Source organism: Micromonospora globispora (assembly GCF_003857015.1).
Taxonomy (GTDB): Bacteria; Actinomycetota; Actinomycetes; order Mycobacteriales; family Micromonosporaceae; genus Micromonospora; species Micromonospora globispora.
The window spans coordinates 26,462-45,492 of record NZ_QGGF01000387.1 but is presented as its reverse complement, the minus strand read 5'-3'; the positions used below and the strand labels follow the sequence as shown (position 1 = coordinate 45,492).

Below are 19,031 nucleotides of genomic sequence, written 5' to 3'. Positions count from 1 at the left end.
GAAGCGAGAAGACCATTGATGGACCAGCAGTTGAGGTCAGCGGCTGCCCGATCGTTGATCGAGGCCTACGCGACCGGGAAGCCGATCGCGCCGCTGACCGGCACGCATGACGACCTCGGGGTCGAGGACGCGTATGCGATCCAGCTCCTCCAGGTCGAGGAATGGCTCGCTTCGGGACGGACTGTCAAGGGCCACAAGGTCGGCCTGACCAGCGCCGCGATGCAGCGGATGCTGGGGGTGCACGAGCCGGACTACGGCCATCTCCTGGACGACTTCTTCTTCCTCGAGCACGCGCCCATTCCGCTCGACCGGTTCCTGCAGCCCCGCATCGAGCCGGAGGTGGCCTTCGTCCTCAAGCATCCGCTCCGCGGACCGGGTGTGACCGTCCAGGAAGCAATCGCCGCCGTGGACTTCGTGCTGCCTGCCCTCGAGATCGTCGACAGCCGGATCGCGGACTGGAAGATCGGTCTGGCGGACACCATCGCCGACAACGCGAGCTCCGGGGCGCTGGTGCTCGGGTCCACCCCGACGCCGCTCACCGAGGTGGACCTGCGCCTCGCGGGCGCCGTCATGACGCGCAACGGCGCCGTGGTCGGCACCGGCGCAGGCGGCGCGGTGCTCGGCTCCCCGTTGACATCCCTGGTCTGGCTGGCCAACACCGTCGGCGCCCGCGGCGTCACGCTCGAGGCGGGTCACGTGGTGCTGCCGGGTTCGGTGTGCGCCATGGTTCCGGTCGACCCGGGCGACACGTTCACTGCCACCTTCGCCGGCCTGGGCTCGGTCACCGCCCGCTTCGCCAGCAGCCGAGAGGACACCCGATGAGCAAGACCAAGGCGACGGCGGCGATCGTCGGACCGGGAAACATCGGTACGGATCTGATGTTCAAGCTGATGCGCCGCAGCACGATCATCGAACCCCGCTTCATGGTCGGGGTCGACCCCACCTCCGACGGGCTCGCGCGGGCCAAGCGGCTCGGGCTGGAGGCCAGCGCCGAGGGGGTCGACTGGCTGCTGTCCCAGGAAGAGCTCCCCGACATCGTCTTCGAGGCCACCTCGGCGAGGGCCCACCAGGCCAACGCGCCACGGTACGCAGAGGCAGGCATCCTGGCCGTCGACCTCACTCCGGCAGCCGTCGGTCCCTACCTGTGTCCGCCGGTGAACCTGTCCTTCAACCTGGACGCGCCGAACGTCAACATGATCACCTGCGGGGGCCAGGCGACCGTGCCGATGGTGCACGCGGTGTCCTCCGTCGTCCCGGTGCCGTATGCCGAGATCGTGGCCTCGGTCTCGAGCCGCTCGGCCGGTCCGGGGACCCGGGCCAACATCGACGAGTTCACCGAGACCACGGCCGCCGCGGTGGAGGTGATCGGGGGCGCGGAGCAGGGCAAGGCGATCATCATCCTCAACCCTGTCGAGCCGCCGCTGATGATGCGCAACTCGGTCTTCTGTGCGATCCCCGAGGAGGCGGGCGAGCCGGGGGCGCTCCAGGACCGGATCCTCGAGTCGATCCACGCGATGGTGCGCACCGTCCAGGAATACGTATCCGGCTATCACCTGCGGTCCGACCCCCAGTTCGACCCCGCCCGGTCGACGTGGCGCGGACAGGCGCGAGTCTTCATCCCCATCGAGGTCAAAGGCGGCGGCGACTACCTTCCCGACTACGCCGGAAACCTCGACATCATCACCGCGGCGGCGGCCCGCGTCGGTGACCTCCTGGTCGCCCACCGGCTCGGCATCGCGACGTCGTGGAAGTCCACCTCGGAGCTCGGTGAGCAACCCGCCGACGCATCCGCACCCGAGAGAGCAGGGGTCTGAGCGCATGGGCGACATGAGTATCCGACCGGAGGATGCGCCGGTCGTCGGCCGCGACGTCACCGAGAGCGAGGTGCTCGCGCACGCGACCACCGCGGGCGGACCGACGGATCTGCGCATCACCGACTCCACGCTGCGTGATGGTTCGCACGCAATGAGTCACCAGTTCACCGAGGAGCAGGTACGCGGCGTGGTCTCCGCGCTGGACCGCGCCGGCGTCCAGGTGATCGAGGTGAGCCACGGTGACGGACTCGGAGGCTCCAGCTTCAACTACGGGTTCAGCCTGGTGGATGAGTTCGACCTGATCGCCGCCGCTGTGGACGAGGCCACCCGGGCGAAGATCGCCGTACTCATGCTGCCCGGGCTGGCCACAGTGAAGCATCTCAAGCGGGCGCACGCGGCGGGTGCGTCGGTTGCGCGGATCGCCACGCACTGCACCGAGGCTGACGTATCCATCCAGCACTTCTCGGAGGCTCGCGATCTCGGGATGGAGACGGTCGGCTTCCTGATGTTGGCGCACCGGGCGTCGCCCCAGGTGCTCGCCCAAAACGCCCGGATCATGGTCGATGCCGGAGCCGAGTGCGTGTACGTCGTCGACTCCGCCGGCGCGCTGGTGCTCTCGGATGCCCAGGAGCGGATTCAGGCGGTGATCGACGAGGTCAGCCGCGACGGCGCCCAGGTGGGCTTCCACGGTCACCAGAACTTGAGCATGGGGATCGCCAACTCGGTCCTGGCCTATCAGGCAGGCGCCAGGCAGATCGACGGTGCCCTGTGCGCCCTCGGCGCCGGTGCGGGCAACTCGCCCACGGAGGTGCTCGCCGCGACCTTCGAACGCATGGGCATCCGCACGGGTGTCGACCTCGGGGAGGTGCTGTCAGCTGCCGAGGAGGTCGTGCGTCCCTTCATTCCCCGGCTGCCCTGGATGGACCGGGCCTCGATCACCCAGGGCTACGCAGGCGTCTACTCGTCGTTCCTGCTGCACGCTGAGCGAGCGGCCGAGCGGTACGGCGTGCCGGCGCACGCAATCCTGCAGCGCGTCGGCGAACTCGGCTACGTCGGCGGCCAGGAGGACATGATCATCGACGTCGCGCTGCAGCTGTCCGAGGAGCAGCAGCTCGGAGACCTGGCTGCGGCGGGGGTGCGCTGATGGCCTGGGATGTCGCGTCGGTCGCGGCCGAGCTGCTCCGCTGCGAGGACGAGCGGGTCGACCGACCCCCGTTCACCGACGAGTGGCCCGAGCTCGACCTCGACACCGGTTATGAGATCCAGGACCTGAACCTCCAGGCCAGACTGGCACGAGGCGAGACCCTGGTGGGCGTGAAGCTCGGCCTGACCAGCAAGGCCAAGCAGGAACGCATGGGCGTACACGTCCCCTTCGTCGCGTGGCTGACCGATGCGATGCTGCTTCCGGCGGGCGAGCCGGTGCCGCAGTCGCGGTTGATCCATCCCCGGATCGAGCCCGAGGTCGTGTTCGTCATGCGGGACCGTCTGAGTGGCCCGGGAGTCAGTTGTGCCACGGCGATGGCGGCCGTCGACTCGGTGTGGGGCGGGGCCGAGATCATCGACAGCCGCTACCGGAACTTCCGGTTCAAGGCCGGCGACGTGGCTGCTGACAACGCTTCCTCAGGTGCCTTCGTCACCGGCCCCGTGGGGCTGCCCACTGCGGAGATCGACCTCACCCTTGAGGCGGCCCTGGTGGAGGTGAACGGGGTCATCGTCGACTCCGCGACCGGGGCCGCGGTGCAGGGTCACCCAGGAGAGGCCCTTGCCCTGGCGGCGAACGAGCTGGCCCGGCGTGGCCATGCCCTGGAGCCCGGCTGGATCGTCCTGACCGGTGGGATGACGGACGCCGTACCGGCACCGCCCGGATCTTCGATCGCCGTCCATTTCACCAACCTGGGCTCGATCTTCATCAACGGGGGAGTGTGAGCACGATGCCGCTCATCGAGGTGACCCTGACCGAGGGCCGAAGCGCCCACCAGTTGCGCGCCCTGATCAGCAGCCTGACGACAGCCGCCTGCGAGGCGATCGATGCCCCGCTCGAAAGCGTCCGCGTCGTCGTCCGTGAAGTGCCGGACACGCACTGGGCTGCCGGCGACGTGACCATCGCCGAACGAAAGCAGAAGCAGGGAGGCACGTCATGAGCGAGCGACAGTTCTTCGGCCACGTCATCGACGGGGAGGAGGTGCCGTCCGTAGACGGCGCCACCTTCGAGGTCTGGAACCCCTGGACCCAGGAGGTGTGGGCCGAAGCCGCCGAGGGCGGACCGGAGGACGCCGCGCGTGCCGTCGCGAGCTCCCGTCGCGCCTTCGACGAAGGCCCCTGGCCGCGCCTGGGGCGTGTCGAGCGCGCGGCCGCCATTCACCGCCTGGCCGACGTGATGGCTGACAGGGCAGACGAGCTCGCCACCCTCGACACCCGCAACATGGGCAAGCCCTTCGCCCAGGCCAGGCACGACGTCGGCCGTTCGGTGTGGAACTTCCGCTTCTTCGCCGACCATCAGCGCGACCACTGCGGCGAGGTGTATCCGATGGACTCGGGGCACCACACCTACAGCGAGTACGGACCGGCAGGCGTCGTAGCCGCCGTCAGTCCCTGGAACTTCCCGCTGATGATGGCGAGCTGGAAGGTCGCCCCGGCGATCGCCTGGGGCAACACCTGCATCATCAAGCCTTCCGAGGACACGCCAGCATCTGTCACGATGCTCGGCAGGCTCGCCACGGAGGCGGGCCTTCCTCCCGGCGTCATAAACGTCCTCAACGGGCACGGCACGCCTACCGGTTCGTCGCTGGTAGCCGACGACCGGGTCGACCGGGTGACATTCACCGGATCCTCGGCGACGGGCAAGCACCTGATGGCATCGGCCGCCGCCCACCTCGCGCCCATCTCCCTTGAGCTCGGCGGCAAGGGGGCCAACATCGTCTTCGATGACGCCGACATCGACAACGCCGTGCATTGGGCGGTGGAGGCCATCTTCTGCAACTCCGGCCAGATCTGCCTGGCAGGCTCCCGGCTCTTCGTGGGCTCCCGCATCTACGACGAGTTCATGGAGCGGTTCGTAGCCGCCGCCGAGGCGCTGACGATCGGCGACCCCTTCGATCCGTCCACGAAGTTCTCCAGCCTGGCGAGCAAGAAGCACTTCGACAAGGTGGCGTCGTACGTCGACGGTATCGGCCTCTATGGCGGCAAGGTACTCACAGGGGGCGTCGACCCCGACGGCCGCTGGCTGGTACGGCCGACCATCGTCACCGACCTGCCGCTGACCGCCCCCGCGTACTGCGAGGAGATCTTCGGTCCGGTCTGCGTCGTCAACCGGTTCGAGTCGGAGGAGGAGGCCATCAGCCTCGCTAACGACACCCGCTACGGCCTAAACGCCATGCTGTTCACCGAGAACCTCTCGCGCGCACACCGCGTGGCATCGCGGCTCAGGGCCGGAACGGTCTGGGTGAACTGCTTCTTCATCCGCGACCTGCGCACACCGTTCGGCGGCGTCGGCGACAGCGGAGTCGGCCGCGAAGGCGGCAACTTCAGCCGCGAGTTCTTCACAGAACCCAAGGCGATCGTCATGCAGATCGATCGGTAGAAGGCACCACTGCGATGCGCACCGAGGCCAGGAACACGGCGGTGGCTCTGCTGGTCATCTGCGGGCCGTTGTCGCTCATGGCCAGCAGCACCGGCAGCCCGTCGTGATCGGGCACGACGCCGCTGGCGAGTTCGGCCAGCAGCGGCCCGTCGAGCAGGTGTGCCTTGCCGTCTTCGACCAGGGCGCGGGTGAACGCCACCTCAACCTGGGTGGAGGTCTCCTCGGCGGACACCACGGTGGACAGCGAGTACCGGGACACCACGTCGATCACCGCTATCACCGCGCCCTTGACGCCGGCGAAGTGCGTGAAGTCGTAGATGTAGATGACTCCGGGGACCAGGTCGGCGCAGTCGGGCAGCCCGCGGCGCGGCCGCCGTGGCCTTGCTGGGCGTTCGGGCACGCTGATGCCCTCATCGCGCAGCACCCGCGGCACGGTCGACTCGGACACGTGCTCCAGGCGGGAACCGCGGTGGGCCAGCTCGCGATGCGACCGGTCGATACTCAGCCACTGTTCGGCCAGCTTGACGACCGCGTCGCGTTCCCACGGCAGCGGCGCATGCAGCGCCTCGGCCGGCCCGCCAGGCAGGTCGTCGATCCGGCCCGCGGCGGCGCGGGTCTGCCAGCGCAGCACCCGCATGTGGTCCAGGCCCAGCGTCGCCGCCGCGCGCCGCAGCGACCAGCCCTTCGCCAGCGCGTGCTCAACCAGGGCGAGCAGACCGGCCTTGACGCGCGCGTCCACCCGGGGTGGGACCAGGCCGGCAGTCAGTCCCAATGCGATTCTCCCTGGTGCAGCTGCACGACGGCCTGCTCGGTCACCGTGGCCCGCAGCTGCTCGATCTCCGCCTTCGCCGCCGCCAACTCGGCAGCCTCCACGGACTGCCCGGGCCGGCCCGGCACCGCCACCGCGAGCGCATCCAGGGCACCCTGCTTCGCGGTCCGGCAGATCGAGATCACCGTAGAGCGGTCAACGCCCCACTTGTCGGCGGCCTCCCGCTGGGTAGCCTGCCCGGTGAGGATTTGCACGAACACCTCTTACTTCTCCGACGCAGCCAGGCGTTTCCGCGGCTTTCGGCCAGGCTTGAGTCCTGGGGTACTCACGTGCTCCAACCTCCTGAGAGTTGATCAACTTAGCCTCGGTTGGTTGGGTATTTCAAACCGCTCCCGGCTCAAAGACTCAGACGCGCAAGGCCCGGGTGTTCCGTGGTCTCGGGCCGTTGTGGACGAGCAGGATCGGGAACGTGGCACTCGCGGGAGGGCGGCGCATACGCCAGCATGCGCTGGGGGCGAGGCGACGGGCAGCGTCACTTCTCCCCGTCCGTCACCCCAGAAACGGCTCCAGCTCGGTGGCGAGCTTGCTTGCCGGGGTGGCCCCGACGATGGTGCGAGCGACCTTTCCTGCGACGAACAGCTTGAGGGTGGGCGCGGTGGTGATCGCGTAGTTTCGTGCCGCCTCGCGATTGCTGTCGACGTTGATCTTCACGACCCTGAGCCGGTCCTGATAGCGCCGGGCGATGTGGTCCAGGACAGGGTGCATGAGCTGGCAGGGCGCGCAGTTTTCGGCCCAGAAGTCAACAAGCACGGGGACCGTGCTCGTCAGCATCGTGTCGGCCAGGGATGTCTCGTCCACGAGTTCGGCGGTGATCGTCGGGGCACTGTGGTCGGCTCGGGCGCCCACCGGGGGAGGGCCCGGAGGGTCATTCTCACTGGCATTCGGCACGGCCGGCTGGCGCAGCGCCGAGAGGTAGTGCTCGGCATCGAGGGCCGCAGCACAGCCGGAGCCAGCCGCGGTGATGGCCTGCCGGTAGCGACGATCGACCAGGTCGCCACAGGCGAAGACCCCTGGTACCCCGGTCGCCGTGGTGGGATGCTCCACGATGACGTACCCGTCGTCGTCCAACGGGAGCTGCCCGCGGACGAGCTCGCTGTTCGGCACGCGCCCGATCGCGATGAAGAGACCGCTGACGACGAGTTGGGCGGTTCGCCCGTCGGTATCGTCGCGGATCGCGATGGCTTCCAGGTGGTCCTCGCCGAGGAGTCCGGTCACCTCGGTGTTCCATCGGATGGTGATCTTGGGGTGGGCGAGCACCCGCGCCTGCATGACCTTCGACCCTCGAAGGCTTCCTCGTCGGTGGATGAGCGTGACCGACGTGGCGAAACGGCTGAGGAAGAGCGCTTCCTCAAGGGCGGAGTCGCCCCCGCCGACCACGGCCACCGGCCTGTCGCGGTAGAAGGCCCCGTCGCACGTGGCGCACGTGGACACCCCGCTACCGGTGAGCCGCTCCTCGTCGGGAAGGCCCAGGTGCTTGTGCGTCGCCCCGGTAGCCAGGATGACCGCGTCGAAGGTGTACACCCCGTCGTCTCCCGTCTCGAGCTGCTTCGTGCGGCCGGTCAACTCGAGCCGGGTGACGTCTTCGCGGACCATTTCACAGCCGAACCGCTGCGCCTGCTTGCGCATGTTGCCCATCAGGTCCGGTCCCGTGATCCCGTGGGGCTGTCCTGGGAAGTTCTCGACGGTGGGGGTCGTCATGAGGGCTCCGCCGGCGGTCACCGAGCCCTCGAAGAGGACGGGAGCGAGCTCGGCTCGCGCGGCGTAAAGACCTGCGGTGTATCCGGCCGGGCCGGAGCCGATGATGGCGAGGCTGCGGGGACGTGAGGGCATGGTTGCTCTCCTCGAGCGCGGCCGGTGCCACGCGACGACTCGGGATGGAATGGGGCGAGGCTAATTTGCTGGTGCAGGTGGTGGCGACGGCGAAGTTCCGTTGCCCGGAACCGTTCTGCGGCGGGAGCTCCTTCCATCCCGGTGAAGTCACTTCCGGTCACCGGAATTTTGGGTTTGTGAGGCGCGTCACTCGTCGTATTGACTGCCCGGCATCGAACGCGGCCCGCTCACTGCATGTCGCGGACAACGCAGGAAGCAGAGGTGCACCACATGGCAGCGCCAGGAACGTCGATCGAGGTACTCGACCCGCGGCCCAACCAGCACGGGGGGCCGCCCGTGAAGACCGCGCCCCGGCTGGACAGCCTGGAGGGGAGGACCATCGGGCTGCTGTGGAACGGCAAGGCGATGGGCGACGTGGCCCTGCGCCGGACGGCGGAGCTGATCAGTGAGCGGTACTCCGATGTGAAGTTCAAGTTCTACAGCGGCTCGATGCCCTGCTCTCCCGAACTGCTGGACCAGCTCGTCGAGGAGTGTGACGCCGCGATCGGATGTACCGCCGACTGTGGGTCGTGCACCTCGTGGATGACTCATGACTGCGTTCAGATCGAGCGCAAGGGTCTTCCCACGGTGATCATCGCCTCTCACGGCTTTGAGCACGACGTGGAGGTCAGTGCGCGGGCGTTTGCCATGCCGGATCCGTTCTACGTCGTGGTGCCTCAGGTCTACAACAACCTCACCGAGGAGCAGGCGGTAGCCCAGACCGAGCCGAAGGTCGAGGAGGTGATGGCGAAACTCACGGTCGGGGAAACCGGGACGCGCTTGAGCCTGGACAGCCAGCCACTGCCCTCGTGGTCGTATCAGGCGAGCGACCCTACCTCGCTGCTCCTGGAGTTCAACCGGGACTTCATGAGCCGCGACTGGGGTGATGGCTACCCGCTTTGGCCGCCGACGCGCCGGGCGGTCGACGCCCTGATCGAGGGCGTCGACGGGAATCCGGACGACCTGGTTTGCATGCTGCCGCCCGGGAACGGCGAGGCGACGGTGGAGAAAGTCGCCGTCAACGCGGCGATGGCCGGCTGCCGCCCCGAGGAGATGCCGGTGGTGATGGCCGCGCTGCGCGCCATCGCCAACATCCGGCCGGTGCCCCGTGGCGCGTTGATGTCGACCAGTGCCTACGCGCCGCTGATCCTGGTCAACGGCCCTATCGCCAAGCGGCTGGGGATCAATGGTGGTCGCACCTGCCTGGGTCCCGGCAAGCAGAACGAGGTGAACATCCGGATCAGCCGGGCCGTGGTGTTCTGCCTCAAGAACATCGGCTCGTGGTACCCGGGCGTGATGGATCTCGACACGATCGGGAGCACGCGCAAGCACATCGTGGTCGTGGCAGAGAACGAGGAGGAGAGCCCGTGGGAGCCCTACCACGTCTCCCAGGGCTACCGGGCGACGGACGACGTGGCCACCGTCTTCTGGACGAGCGGAGAGTGGGACATATCGATCCAGGGGCACACCGACCCGCAGCAACTGGCTCGGGCCATCGCCTCGTTCAGTGGTGGCAACAACAGCAGCGGGTACTTCACCAACCTCGGCGGCAGCGGCGAGAGCGGGCTCGGGCGGCTGCTCTTCCTCGCCCCGCCGCACGCTCAGCCGCTGGCCCGGGAGGGCGGCTTCTCCAAGGCGGGTCTGGAGAAGTTCATGTACTACCACGGGGCGGAGCCGGTAACCCGCATGATCGAGCCGGTTCGCAAGCTCCACCGGGACGGCAAGATCAAGCCTGAATGGGAGTGGCTCTTCCAGCTGTCGGACGAGGCCGCACGCCACACGACGATGCCGGTCATCGAGAAGCCCGAGTGGTACTCGATCGTGGTCGTCGGCTCCGTCCGCGCCAAGGACCTGCTGATGCCCACCCGGCAGAAGCCCAACAGTGAGCCGATCACCACCACCCCACAGCCAGCAGGGGGTCACGGTTCGGGGGCCGGGCCATCAAATGCGCAAGGAGCGATGCGATGAGAACTCTCTCCGTCAACCGACTGCGGCAGAAGCACCCAAAGGCCGGACTCGTGCCGGTCACCGTGGCTGTCGGCTGCGTCCTCGCCATGGTCGGATGCGCCGGTGGCACCTCGGCGAGCACGAGCGGCGAGATGACCAGCCTGCGAGTCGCGCTCGGCTACGAGCCGATGAGCATGGACCTCTGTGATGCCAGCTCGGCACGGAACGGCATGTTCATGACCGAGAACATCGGCGAGCCGTTGGTGGACGTGAACTTCAAGACGACCGAGCTCGAGCCCAAGCTCGCCACGTCCTGGAAGCAGGTGGACCCCAACACCTGGCAGTTCGAGCTGCGGCAGGGCGTGACCTTCCACAACGGGGCCCCCCTGAACGCCAAGGCCGTGGCCGACTGGGTCAACCGGATCCTCGACCCGAAGCTCGGCTGTTGGCTCTACGGCTCCGTTCTCGACGACAACGTCAAGGAAGCTGTCGCGGTCGACGACGACACCGTCAACATCACCACCGCCAGCCCGGACATGATCCTCCCGCAGCGGCTCGCCTTCGTGATGATCGGCCTCGCTGACGGCGACCAGGGCAAGAAGACCCAAAAGCCCATCGGCACCGGGCCCTACAAGTTCGTCAGCTATCAACCCGGGGCCGAGGTCAAGGTCGAGCGTTTCGAGAAGTACTGGGGCAAGGCGCCACAGTTCCGTCAGGTCACCTACCCCATACGGGTCGAGAGCTCGGTCCGCTCGGCCATGTCGGCCGCGGGTGAGGTCGACATCGCCACCATGATCGCGAACCAGGACGCCAAGGCGAAGGGCGCGGTCAACTTCACGGTGGGAGAGACGATCTACTTCCGGATCGATGTCAACCTGCCACCGTTCAACGACATCCGGGTCCGCCGGGCACTGAGTCTCGCCATCGACAGGGCGACCTTCGTCAAGAACGTCTATGGCGGCCTCGGTGAGCCGGCGAACGCCATTGTCGTGCCGACAACCGTCGGCTACCCCGACGACGTGACCTACCCCTACGACCCGGCGCAGGCAAAGGCGCTGCTCGACGAAGCGCGTCGGGACGGCGTCAACGTCGGGGCTCCGTTCAAGGTGGTCGGCTGGGCGGGCATGCGCGGCTCGAACGGTTCGGAGGTGCCAGACACGATCGTGGCGATGCTCAAGGAGGTCGGTTTCAACGCCACCACCCAACTCCTCGAGACCGAGTCCATGCGCAACCGGCTCGGGTCAGCCAACGACCCGAAGTTCGGGCCGGCAGTGGTGCTGAATGCTCACGGCAACTCCCTCGGTGACGCTTTGGTGAGCCTTCGGGGCAAGCTCGGATGCAAGGCACCGCAGAGCCCCGTGTGTGACGACCAGCTCGACGCGCTGCTCAAGCAGGCTGCCGAGACGGCCGGTGACCACCGTGCCGACCTCTTGGCCCAGGCGTTCCGCTATGAGCACGACAAGCTCGTCGCGCTGGTCCCTGTCGCGCACATGGCCGACACGATGATCATCACTAACGACCGGGTCTCCTACACGCCCAACCTCGCCAGCAGCGAGCGCCTCGACATCTCCGAGGTGAGCGCGAAGTAACCACCCCAGCGGGCGCCCGGTGCCGGGCGTCCGCCGACTCCCCGGGAGGCACGGCAGCGTGGCACGCTTCATCCTCCAGAGATTACGACAGGGCATTCTCAGCCTGCTCGGTCTGGTCCTCCTCGTCTTCGTCCTGGCCCGGCTGACGGGTAGCCCAGCGCACCTATATCTGCCCGAGGACGCGTCCCCGCAGATGGTGGCCGCCTTCAATGCGGAGAACGGGTTCGACAAGCCGCTCTACATTCAGCTCGTCCACTTTCTCGCCGGAGTCTTCCGCCTTGACTTCGGCGAATCCCTGCTCTACGGCGACCCGGCGGTTACGGTGGTGCTGCAGCGGTTCCCGGCGACCCTGCAGCTGGCCTCAGTCACGATGCTCATCGCTGTCACCTTGGCAATCGTCGTCGGCGCCGCCAGTGCGGCCCGTCGCGGCTCATACGGTGACGCCGCCACGCGGCTCGGGTCGATGGCAGCGCTCAGTGTCCCCGACTTCTGGATCGCCCTGATGGGCGTCGCCGTGTTCGCCGTCTACTGGAATCTCCTGCCCACCTCTGGGATGGGTGGTTGGCAGTTCTGGGTGTTACCGCTCCTGACTCTGGCCTTGCGGCCGTTCGGGATCCTCACACAGGTTGTCAGGGCGTCAATGCTCGATGCGTTGGACTCCGACTACGTGCGGGTGGCGAAGAGCAAGGGCGTGGGCCCGGGCGCCGTCATCTACAAGCACGCCCTCCGTAACGCGGCAATCCCGATCCTGACGGTCGCCGGAATCCTGGCGGCCCAGGTGGTCAACGGTGCTCTGGTGGTGGAGACCGTGTTCGGATGGCCCGGTATCGGTAATCTCATGGTCACTGCGATCAAGGGCAGGGATTTCGCCGTCATCCAGGCTGTGGTCCTCATTACCGGTGCCGCCATCATCGTGCTCAACTTCCTGATTGATATCGCCTACTCCTGGCTCAACCCACAGATTGGGTTAGGCGAATGACGCTATTGAACAACGACCAAGAAAACGTCGAGAATGACTCGGCCGAAGAGGCTCCCAGGCTCAGCCTGAGGGCGGCAGCCCGATCAGGCCCGGAGCCACTCAGAGCCGCTGACGGACTGTGGCGCAAGGTTGGGCACCTTCTGCGTCGAGATGTGCTCGGCATCGCGGCGACGACCTACCTGGTGCTCTTGTTGCTGACCACGGTCGTCGGGTCCTTCGTGCTCGCAGACTCCGCTCGTAACACGAACCTGCACCTGCGGTTCGTGCCTCCGCTCAGCACTCAGTACGGCTGGGAGTACGTCCTCGGCAGTGACGCGCTGGGACGCAGCTTCCTCGCCCAGCTGACCGTCGCCGCACGCACCACCTTGCTGATCTCCATCGGGGCAGTCATTGCGGCGGCCGTGGTCGGTGCCCTCATCGGCACAGTTGTCGGCTATGCCCGGGGACGTCTGGACAAGGTCGCGATGCGGATCGCCGACGTGATGCTGGCCTTCCCGTCACTGCTGTTGGCGCTCATCGTGCTCTACACCCTCGGTGCCGGTCTCGGCTCCCTCATCCTGGTCCTGGCCCTCGCCCGAATCGCCATGTACACCCGGGTGGCACGTGCCGAAACCCTGGCCGTCAGGGAGCGGGTCTTCATCCGCGCCTCGCGTGCGTTCGGAGCAGGGTCCCTCCGCATTGTGTGCACCCAGATCCTGCCGGTAATCGCCAACCCGCTGGTCGCACTGGCCACGCTGGAGTTCGCGCTGGTGATGCTCGCGGAGTCTGCGCTCAGCTTCCTCGGACTCGGGGTGCATGAGCCGGACGTCACCTGGGGTGGTCTGATCGCGGAGGGCCGCAACTACCTGCAGCACGCCTGGTGGATTGCTCTGCTGCCTGGCCTCGCGATCACCCTGACGGCGATAGCGACCAATGTGCTGGCGGAACTGGTCCGCAAGGCTGCCGAGTCCGAGTGAACGGCTCAGAAAGGGACGTCATGAGCAAGGCAGTGACCAGCCTCATCACCCAGGACGACGACGCCCTGCAGGTCTCCGCAGCGTTGCTCGAGGTCCGTGACCTCCTGGTGGAGTTCCACCTCAGGCGCGGCGTGGTGACCGCGGTGTCCGGACTCAGCTATCAACTCCACAGGGGCGAGACCCTTGCCATCGTGGGGGAGAGCGGATCCGGCAAGACGGTGGCGGCCCAGGCGGTCCTGGGGATCCTCACGACTCCGCCGGCTCGGGTGGCTGGGGGAGAGGTACTGCTCAACGGGCAGGATCTCCTGCTGATGTCGGAGTCGGAGCGGCGGCGAATCCGTGGCGAGGACATAGCCCTGATCGCCCAGAACGCCTCTTTGAATCCGGTGTTCTCCGTCGGCTGGCAGATCGCCGAGCCGTTCCGGATCCACCGCGGTATGTCGCACCGGGACTCACTCATCAAGGCGGCCGAGTTGCTGGACCGGGTCGGCATCCCCGCCGCGAGGTCCAGGCTCAAGGACTATCCGCACGAGTTCTCGGGCGGGATGCGCCAGCGGGTGAGCATAGCCATGGCCATGGCCCTCGAGCCCGACGTGCTCATTGCCGACGAACCCACGACCGCCCTGGACGTGACCATCCAGGCGCAGATCATGGCACTGCTACAGGAGATGCAGGGCGAGACCGGCATGGGCATCGTGCTGATCACCCATGACCTCGGGCTGGTCTCCGAGTGGGCCGACCGGCTCCTGGTCATGTACGCCGGACGGGAGTGTGAGACGGGCACCGTCGAGGAGATCTTTGCCCAGTCTGCACACCCCTACACGCGCGGACTCATCGGATCGATACCCCAGGCTCGACACAAGGCGGGGCGACTGGCACCCATCCCCGGGTCTCCCCCCGACCTGATGCAACCGGCGCCCGGCTGCTCCTTCGCGCCCAGGTGCGCCTGGGCGATCGACCGCTGCACAGCCGAGCGCCCCGAGTTGAAATCTCTGGGATCCGGCCGCGCCAGTAGCTGCCACCGGACCGAAAAGCTTCTGCACGTAGGGGAAGGGGAGTACCAACGTCATGCCTGAGGAGCCAATGCTACGCGTCGAGAACCTGGTCAAGCACTACTCGATCAACAACGGAATGAGGGGTCGCCGCCACGGCGCAGTCCTGCGCGCTCTCGACGGCGTCAGCTTCCAGGTCGCCGCAGGCGAAACCCTCGGGCTGGTCGGGGAGTCCGGTTGTGGTAAGTCGACACTGGCGCAAACCCTGCTGCGCCTGGTGGAACCCACGTCAGGGCACGTGTACTACCGCGGCAAGGATGTCTACTCCATGTCGCGCAAGGAGCTGAAGGACTTCCGCAAGCACGCGCAGGTGGTGTTCCAGGACCCTTTCGAAAGCCTCAACCCACGCAAGACTATCGGCCAGATCATCGCCGAGCCCTGGACGATCCACCGCGGCCTGGTGCCGAGGGCACAGTGGCGGTCCCGTGCGGCCGAGCTGCTGGAGCTAGTAGGGTTGCGTCGCGACCACATCGACCGCCACCCTGGCCAGTTCTCGGGCGGCCAGCGCCAGCGCATCGGTATCGCCCGCGCGGTGGCCGTAGAGCCGGACCTGTTGATCTGCGACGAGCCGGTGTCGGCCCTCGATGTGTCGGTCCAGGCCCAGATCCTCAACGTCATCCAGGACATCCAGCGCGAGTTCGGCCTCGGAGTCATCTTCATCTCGCACGACCTCGGCGTGGTCCGGCATATCTCCGACAAGATCGGCGTGATGTACCTCGGCAGGATGATGGAGTACGGCTCGGAGTCGGACGTGTTCGAGCGTCCCCGCCACCCGTATACGCAGGCGCTGATCAGCGCGGTGCCCGTGTCGCGGAGCGAGCGGGAGACAGCCCTACCACGGCGCATCCTGGCCGGCGACCTGCCCAGCCCGGTCAACCCCCCTTCGGGATGTCGTTTCCGGACCAGATGCTGGCAGGCCGAGGCCATCTGCGCCGAACGGGAACCCGCGCTTGAGACCCACCATGCCGACGAGCGCACCCGGGTGGCCTGCCACTTTCCGGCCAGCTCCATCGCTCTGAGCACTGACCTGATTCCCGGTCCCTAACCACAGGAGGAGAAGCCACATGTCTGAACACGAGGCCGAGATCAACGAGGTGGTCGGGGCCATGAACGAGCTGGTCGCCCGTGACGGCGGCAAGGTCAGCGTGCTCGGCTACGAGGAAGCAGCCGCCCGACTTCAGCTGGACTACGACACCGGCCGCAACGCCGAGTGCGAAACCTGCCTCATCACGCCGGATACCCTGCGTGACTTCGTCAAGGAGGGCCTCCGCTCCCGTGGCGTGGCGGTCGCGGACGTCGTGGTCCACCCCTCGTGACTCTGGGAATGCCCAGGCCGCGCTCGTGGTACCGATCGACCGCCTGATTGGAGGCACAGATGACGCACTCCCTCCCCTACGACGTGAACGCGTCGATCCTGTTCACTGAGCTTCCGGTCCTCCAGCGCCCGGCAGCCGTCAAACAGGCTGGCTTCGACGCCGTGGAGTTCTGGTGGCCGTTCGCCCAGTCGGTACCCCGGGACTCCGAGGTGGACCTCTTCGTCAGGTCGGTGGCCGATGCGGGAGTCAAGCTGGTAGGCCTCAACTTCGCGGCCGGTGACATGCCCGCTGGTGAACGTGGACTGGTCTCCTGGCCGGCTCGCGCCCAGGAGTTCGTCGACAGCGTCGACATCGCGGTTGCGATCGCGGAGCAGCTCGGGTGTCGCTCCTTGAACGCTCTCTACGGCAACCGAGTGGCCGGAGTGGAAGGCGAGGAGCAGGACGATGTCGCCGTCGCCAACCTCGTCCTCGCCGCTCGGGCGGTCGAGAAGCTGGGCGGTACGGTTCTGGTCGAGCCGATCAGCGGGTCGGACGCATACCCCCTCCGCACCGCCGCAGACGCACTCGCGGTCATCGACCGCGTCCATGCGGAGGCAAGCGTCGACAACCTTGCCGTCCTAGCGGACCTTTACCACATGGCGGTCAACGGCGACGATGTGGGCGCCGTGATCGCCACTCACGCCAGCCGGATCGGCCACGTGCAGATCGCCGATGCTCCGGGGCGGCACGAGCCCGGATCGGGGGACCTACCCCTCGAGCACCAGCTGCACGCCCTCGAGCAGGCCGGCTACTCGGGCTGGGTCGGCCTCGAGTACAAGCCCCAGACAACCACCCTCGCGAGCCTCGACTGGCTACCCCGTGAACGGCGTTCCCGACGCTGGGCCGGAGGGACCAGGACAGCAGGACTCACCGAAAGGACGATATGACCACCATCGCCTTCATCGGACTCGGTGTCATGGGCAGCCCCATGGCCGTGCACCTGGCCAGGGCCGGGCACCGGGTCCACGGGTTCAACCGCAGCCCAGGAAAGTCGGCTCCGCTGGTCGCCGCCGGTGGCCACGCAGCCGGGTCTGTCGCGGAGGCGGTTCGGGATGCCGACGTCATCGCCGTGATGGTCCCGGACTCACCCGACGTCGAGAAGGTGCTCGCCGGTGATGGCGGAGTGCTCGCCCATGCCAAAACCGGCGCGCTCATCATCGACTTCTCCACCATCCGTCCCGACGTGGCGCGAAGTCTGGCTGCCCGGGCCGCAGCGGACGGTTTCCGGATGCTCGACGCCCCGGTGTCCGGCGGCGAGGTCGGTGCCGTCAACGCCGCTCTCTCCATCATGGTCGGTGGTGAGCGGCGCGAATTCGAGGCGGCCAAACCCATTTTGGGCCTTGTCGGTAAGACCGTGGTGCACGTCGGACCCAGCGGCGCTGGCCAGACGGTGAAGGCGGCCAATCAGCTGATGGTGGCTGCCCACCTCCAGGCACTCTCGGAGGCGGTTGTCTTCCTGGAGGCCAACGGGGTCGATACCAAGGCTGCGCTGCAGGTCCTGGGCGGTGGACTTGCCGGATCAAAGGTCTTGGAACAGAAGTGTCACAACGTCCTGGGCCGGTCCTTCCAGCCGGGCTTCCGGATCAACCTGCATCACAAGGACCTTGGCATCGTCATATCGGCCGCACGTCAGGTGGGTGTGGTCCTGCCGATCGGCGCGCAACTGGCTCAGTTGATGGCGCATGCTGTGGCAGTAGGTGATGGTGACCTTGACCACTCCGCGCTGCTCCGGGGTGCCCTGCGCATGTCCGGGCGCGAGGTGGACTGACGGGAGGAGACGTGTCCCGCATGGCCGTCGCGTACGACAAGTTCAAAGGACACCTCACCGGGCCGGAGGCCTGCACTGCTGTGGCAGCCGGCATCGCCTGCGGGCATCTCGAGGGCGACGTCGTGGAGCTGCCGGTAGCAGACGGCGGCGAAGGCGCCGTGACTGCCGCACTCCCTGTGAGCTTCACCCCCGTGGAGGTGATAGTCGGCGGACCCACCGGTGAGCCCAGGCTCGCCAGATACGCCCGCCACGGAGACCTGGCGGGCGTCGAGCTCGCTGAGGTTCTGTTGGTTCACGCTCCCTCCGGTGGTCGACTCGCGCGGATGGCGGCCTCGAGTCGAGGAGCCGGTGAGGTCCGTAGCGCCGTCCCGGGCTCCGCACGTGGCGGCGGAAACAGTTCTTTCCCAAGCACCGGCGGTGGAGGGTCGAATGGGCGAGCAAGCCTCAAGGACCGTGACCTCCAAGGTCCTCGCGATACTGCGTGCATTCGACTGCAGCGAGTCAACCCTGACGCTCACCCGGATCGCCGAGGTGGCCGGCCTCACCATGCCGACGGCGCACCGACTGGTGGGAGAACTCGTCGAGGGAGGAGCACTGAAGCGGGACGGGCGGGGGTGCTACCGCGTGGGCAGGCTCATCGGGAAGGTCGGCGAGAACGCCGGCCCAGAGCTGCGCGCCACTGGCCGTGCCCACCTCGTCGAGGTGATCCGCCTGACGGGCGAGGCCTGTCACTTCGCCATTCGGGACGGGGACCAGGCTCTCATCCGGGATCGGCTCTACGGCCCCGAGCAGGCCCTTCGGGCCAGAAAGGTCGGTGACCGGTTGCCGTTGCACCTCACCGCCGTCGGCATGGCGCTTCTGGCATTCGACGGGGAGCACGTGCGCGAGGCGTATCTGGCGCGTGAGGTGGATGGCACTGCCAGGTTCACTGGGCGGGAGAGGAAGCGGCTGGCGCGGGAGCTCGAGCAGGTCCGCGAACGCCGCTACGCGATCATGATGCAGGAACCGCAGGCCGGCCCCTGCTCGGTTGCCGTACCGGTTCTCCTAGGCGAGGACTACGCAGTCGCCGCGCTCGGGTTGATCATGAGCGCCACATACCCTCGCCAGCTGATTCGGCACACCGCGGCCCTGCAGGCCGTCGCGCAGAGAATGGGGCCCGAGACCAGGCGGTGGATCCACTTCAACGAAGTCATCGAGGCGCTTGAGCGCGGCCTCTGACCAAGCCTTGACTGCTGGTGTCCGGCGGCGGTGTGCGCCGGCCCGCCGGCCCACTTTCTGCTGTCCAATTCTGGA

The 19,031-nt window shown here is 67.4% G+C and carries 19 protein-coding genes and 2 pseudogenes; 17 read left to right on the top strand and 4 right to left on the bottom strand.

The genetic code is table 11. The annotated features are described in order from the left end of the window. The first annotated feature begins 18 nt into the window (after positions 1–18). Genes DKL51_RS20175 through DKL51_RS20150 form a run of 6 tightly spaced genes read left to right on the top strand, consistent with a single transcriptional unit; the run spans position 19 to position 5,394 of the window. Complete coding sequence (locus DKL51_RS20175; protein ID WP_109966237.1) at positions 19–822, top strand: 2-keto-4-pentenoate hydratase; 804 nt, start codon at positions 19–21, stop codon at positions 820–822. Then, positions 819–1,814, top strand: coding sequence for an acetaldehyde dehydrogenase (acetylating) (locus DKL51_RS20170; RefSeq protein ID WP_109966236.1), 996 nt, complete (start codon positions 819–821; stop codon positions 1,812–1,814). The genes DKL51_RS20175 and DKL51_RS20170 overlap by 4 nt, the downstream gene beginning before the upstream one ends. Beyond that, complete coding sequence (dmpG, locus tag DKL51_RS20165) at positions 1,768–2,958, top strand: 4-hydroxy-2-oxovalerate aldolase (protein ID WP_260428590.1); 1,191 nt, start codon at positions 1,768–1,770, stop codon at positions 2,956–2,958. Before DKL51_RS20170 ends, dmpG begins: the two co-directional genes overlap by 47 nt. Continuing rightward, a complete protein-coding gene (locus DKL51_RS20160) occupies positions 2,958–3,740 on the top strand; it encodes a 2-keto-4-pentenoate hydratase (protein ID WP_109966234.1) in 783 nt (260 codons plus the stop codon). The genes dmpG and DKL51_RS20160 overlap by 1 nt, the downstream gene beginning before the upstream one ends. A 5-nt stretch (positions 3,741–3,745) precedes the next feature. Next, positions 3,746–3,955: a tautomerase family protein gene (locus DKL51_RS20155; protein ID WP_109966324.1), complete on the top strand. Its 210-nt coding sequence runs from the start codon at positions 3,746–3,748 to the stop codon at positions 3,953–3,955. Beyond that, the gene (locus DKL51_RS20150) at positions 3,952–5,394 is read left to right on the top strand and encodes an aldehyde dehydrogenase (RefSeq protein ID WP_109966233.1); all 1,443 of its coding nucleotides are present in this window, start codon (positions 3,952–3,954) and stop codon (positions 5,392–5,394) included. Before DKL51_RS20155 ends, DKL51_RS20150 begins: the two co-directional genes overlap by 4 nt. On the opposite strand, the gene DKL51_RS20145 is transcribed toward DKL51_RS20150, so the two are convergent. The 4 genes and pseudogenes from DKL51_RS20145 to trxB form a co-directional block, all read right to left on the bottom strand. After that, on the bottom strand, positions 5,375–6,166 hold the full coding sequence (locus DKL51_RS20145) for a hypothetical protein (protein ID WP_123809792.1): 792 nt from the start codon (positions 6,164–6,166) through the stop codon (positions 5,375–5,377). The two genes, DKL51_RS20150 and DKL51_RS20145, sit on opposite strands and share 20 nt — an antisense overlap. Further along, positions 6,157–6,423, bottom strand: a complete 267-nt coding sequence (locus tag DKL51_RS20140; RefSeq protein ID WP_207786366.1) for a hypothetical protein — start codon at positions 6,421–6,423, stop codon at positions 6,157–6,159. Before DKL51_RS20140 ends, DKL51_RS20145 begins: the two co-directional genes overlap by 10 nt. A gap of 289 nt (positions 6,424–6,712) precedes the next feature. Beyond that, positions 6,713–6,994, bottom strand: coding sequence for a thioredoxin family protein (locus DKL51_RS36485; protein ID WP_243420951.1), 282 nt, complete (start codon positions 6,992–6,994; stop codon positions 6,713–6,715). A 123-nt stretch (positions 6,995–7,117) separates the two neighbouring features. After that, positions 7,118–8,053: pseudogene (trxB, locus tag DKL51_RS20135) on the bottom strand (thioredoxin-disulfide reductase); the annotation flags it as partial. A gap of 270 nt (positions 8,054–8,323) precedes the next feature. Here trxB and DKL51_RS20130 point away from each other — a divergent pair. The 11 genes and pseudogenes from DKL51_RS20130 (at position 8,324) to DKL51_RS20080 (ending at position 18,956) form a co-directional block, all read left to right on the top strand. Continuing rightward, on the top strand, positions 8,324–10,060 hold the full coding sequence (locus DKL51_RS20130) for a UGSC family (seleno)protein (protein ID WP_109966230.1): 1,737 nt from the start codon (positions 8,324–8,326) through the stop codon (positions 10,058–10,060). 167 nt (positions 10,061–10,227) lie between these two features. After that, entirely contained in the window at positions 10,228–11,628 is a 1,401-nt protein-coding gene (locus DKL51_RS20125; protein WP_185734856.1) for an ABC transporter substrate-binding protein, read from the top strand. A gap of 58 nt (positions 11,629–11,686) precedes the next feature. Continuing rightward, a complete protein-coding gene (locus DKL51_RS20120; protein ID WP_109966323.1) occupies positions 11,687–12,607 on the top strand; it encodes an ABC transporter permease in 921 nt (306 codons plus the stop codon). Continuing rightward, positions 12,604–13,563 carry an ABC transporter permease gene (locus DKL51_RS20115; RefSeq protein ID WP_109966228.1) on the top strand — a complete coding sequence of 320 codons (960 nt, stop codon included), beginning with the start codon at positions 12,604–12,606 and terminating at the stop codon, positions 13,561–13,563. The genes DKL51_RS20120 and DKL51_RS20115 overlap by 4 nt, the downstream gene beginning before the upstream one ends. 20 nt (positions 13,564–13,583) lie before the next feature. Beyond that, positions 13,584–14,639, top strand: a complete 1,056-nt coding sequence (locus DKL51_RS20110; protein WP_109966322.1) for an ABC transporter ATP-binding protein — start codon at positions 13,584–13,586, stop codon at positions 14,637–14,639. Then, entirely contained in the window at positions 14,632–15,660 is a 1,029-nt protein-coding gene (locus DKL51_RS20105) for an ABC transporter ATP-binding protein (RefSeq protein ID WP_109966227.1), read from the top strand. The genes DKL51_RS20110 and DKL51_RS20105 overlap by 8 nt, the downstream gene beginning before the upstream one ends. A 19-nt stretch (positions 15,661–15,679) precedes the next feature. Further along, positions 15,680–15,931: a NifU family protein gene (locus tag DKL51_RS20100; protein ID WP_109966226.1), complete on the top strand. Its 252-nt coding sequence runs from the start codon at positions 15,680–15,682 to the stop codon at positions 15,929–15,931. 47 nt (positions 15,932–15,978) lie between these two features. Beyond that, positions 15,979–16,857: a hydroxypyruvate isomerase family protein gene (locus tag DKL51_RS20095; RefSeq protein ID WP_260428589.1), complete on the top strand. Its 879-nt coding sequence runs from the start codon at positions 15,979–15,981 to the stop codon at positions 16,855–16,857. Next, positions 16,854–17,738: a 2-hydroxy-3-oxopropionate reductase gene (locus DKL51_RS20090; RefSeq protein ID WP_109966224.1), complete on the top strand. Its 885-nt coding sequence runs from the start codon at positions 16,854–16,856 to the stop codon at positions 17,736–17,738. Before DKL51_RS20095 ends, DKL51_RS20090 begins: the two co-directional genes overlap by 4 nt. A 20-nt stretch (positions 17,739–17,758) precedes the next feature. Beyond that, positions 17,759–18,082 (top strand): annotated as a pseudogene (locus DKL51_RS37205) (glycerate kinase); the annotation flags it as partial. Positions 18,083–18,167: 85 nt separating this feature from the next. After that, entirely contained in the window at positions 18,168–18,956 is a 789-nt protein-coding gene (locus DKL51_RS20080) for an IclR family transcriptional regulator (protein WP_109966223.1), read from the top strand. Positions 18,957–19,031 lie beyond the last annotated feature (75 nt).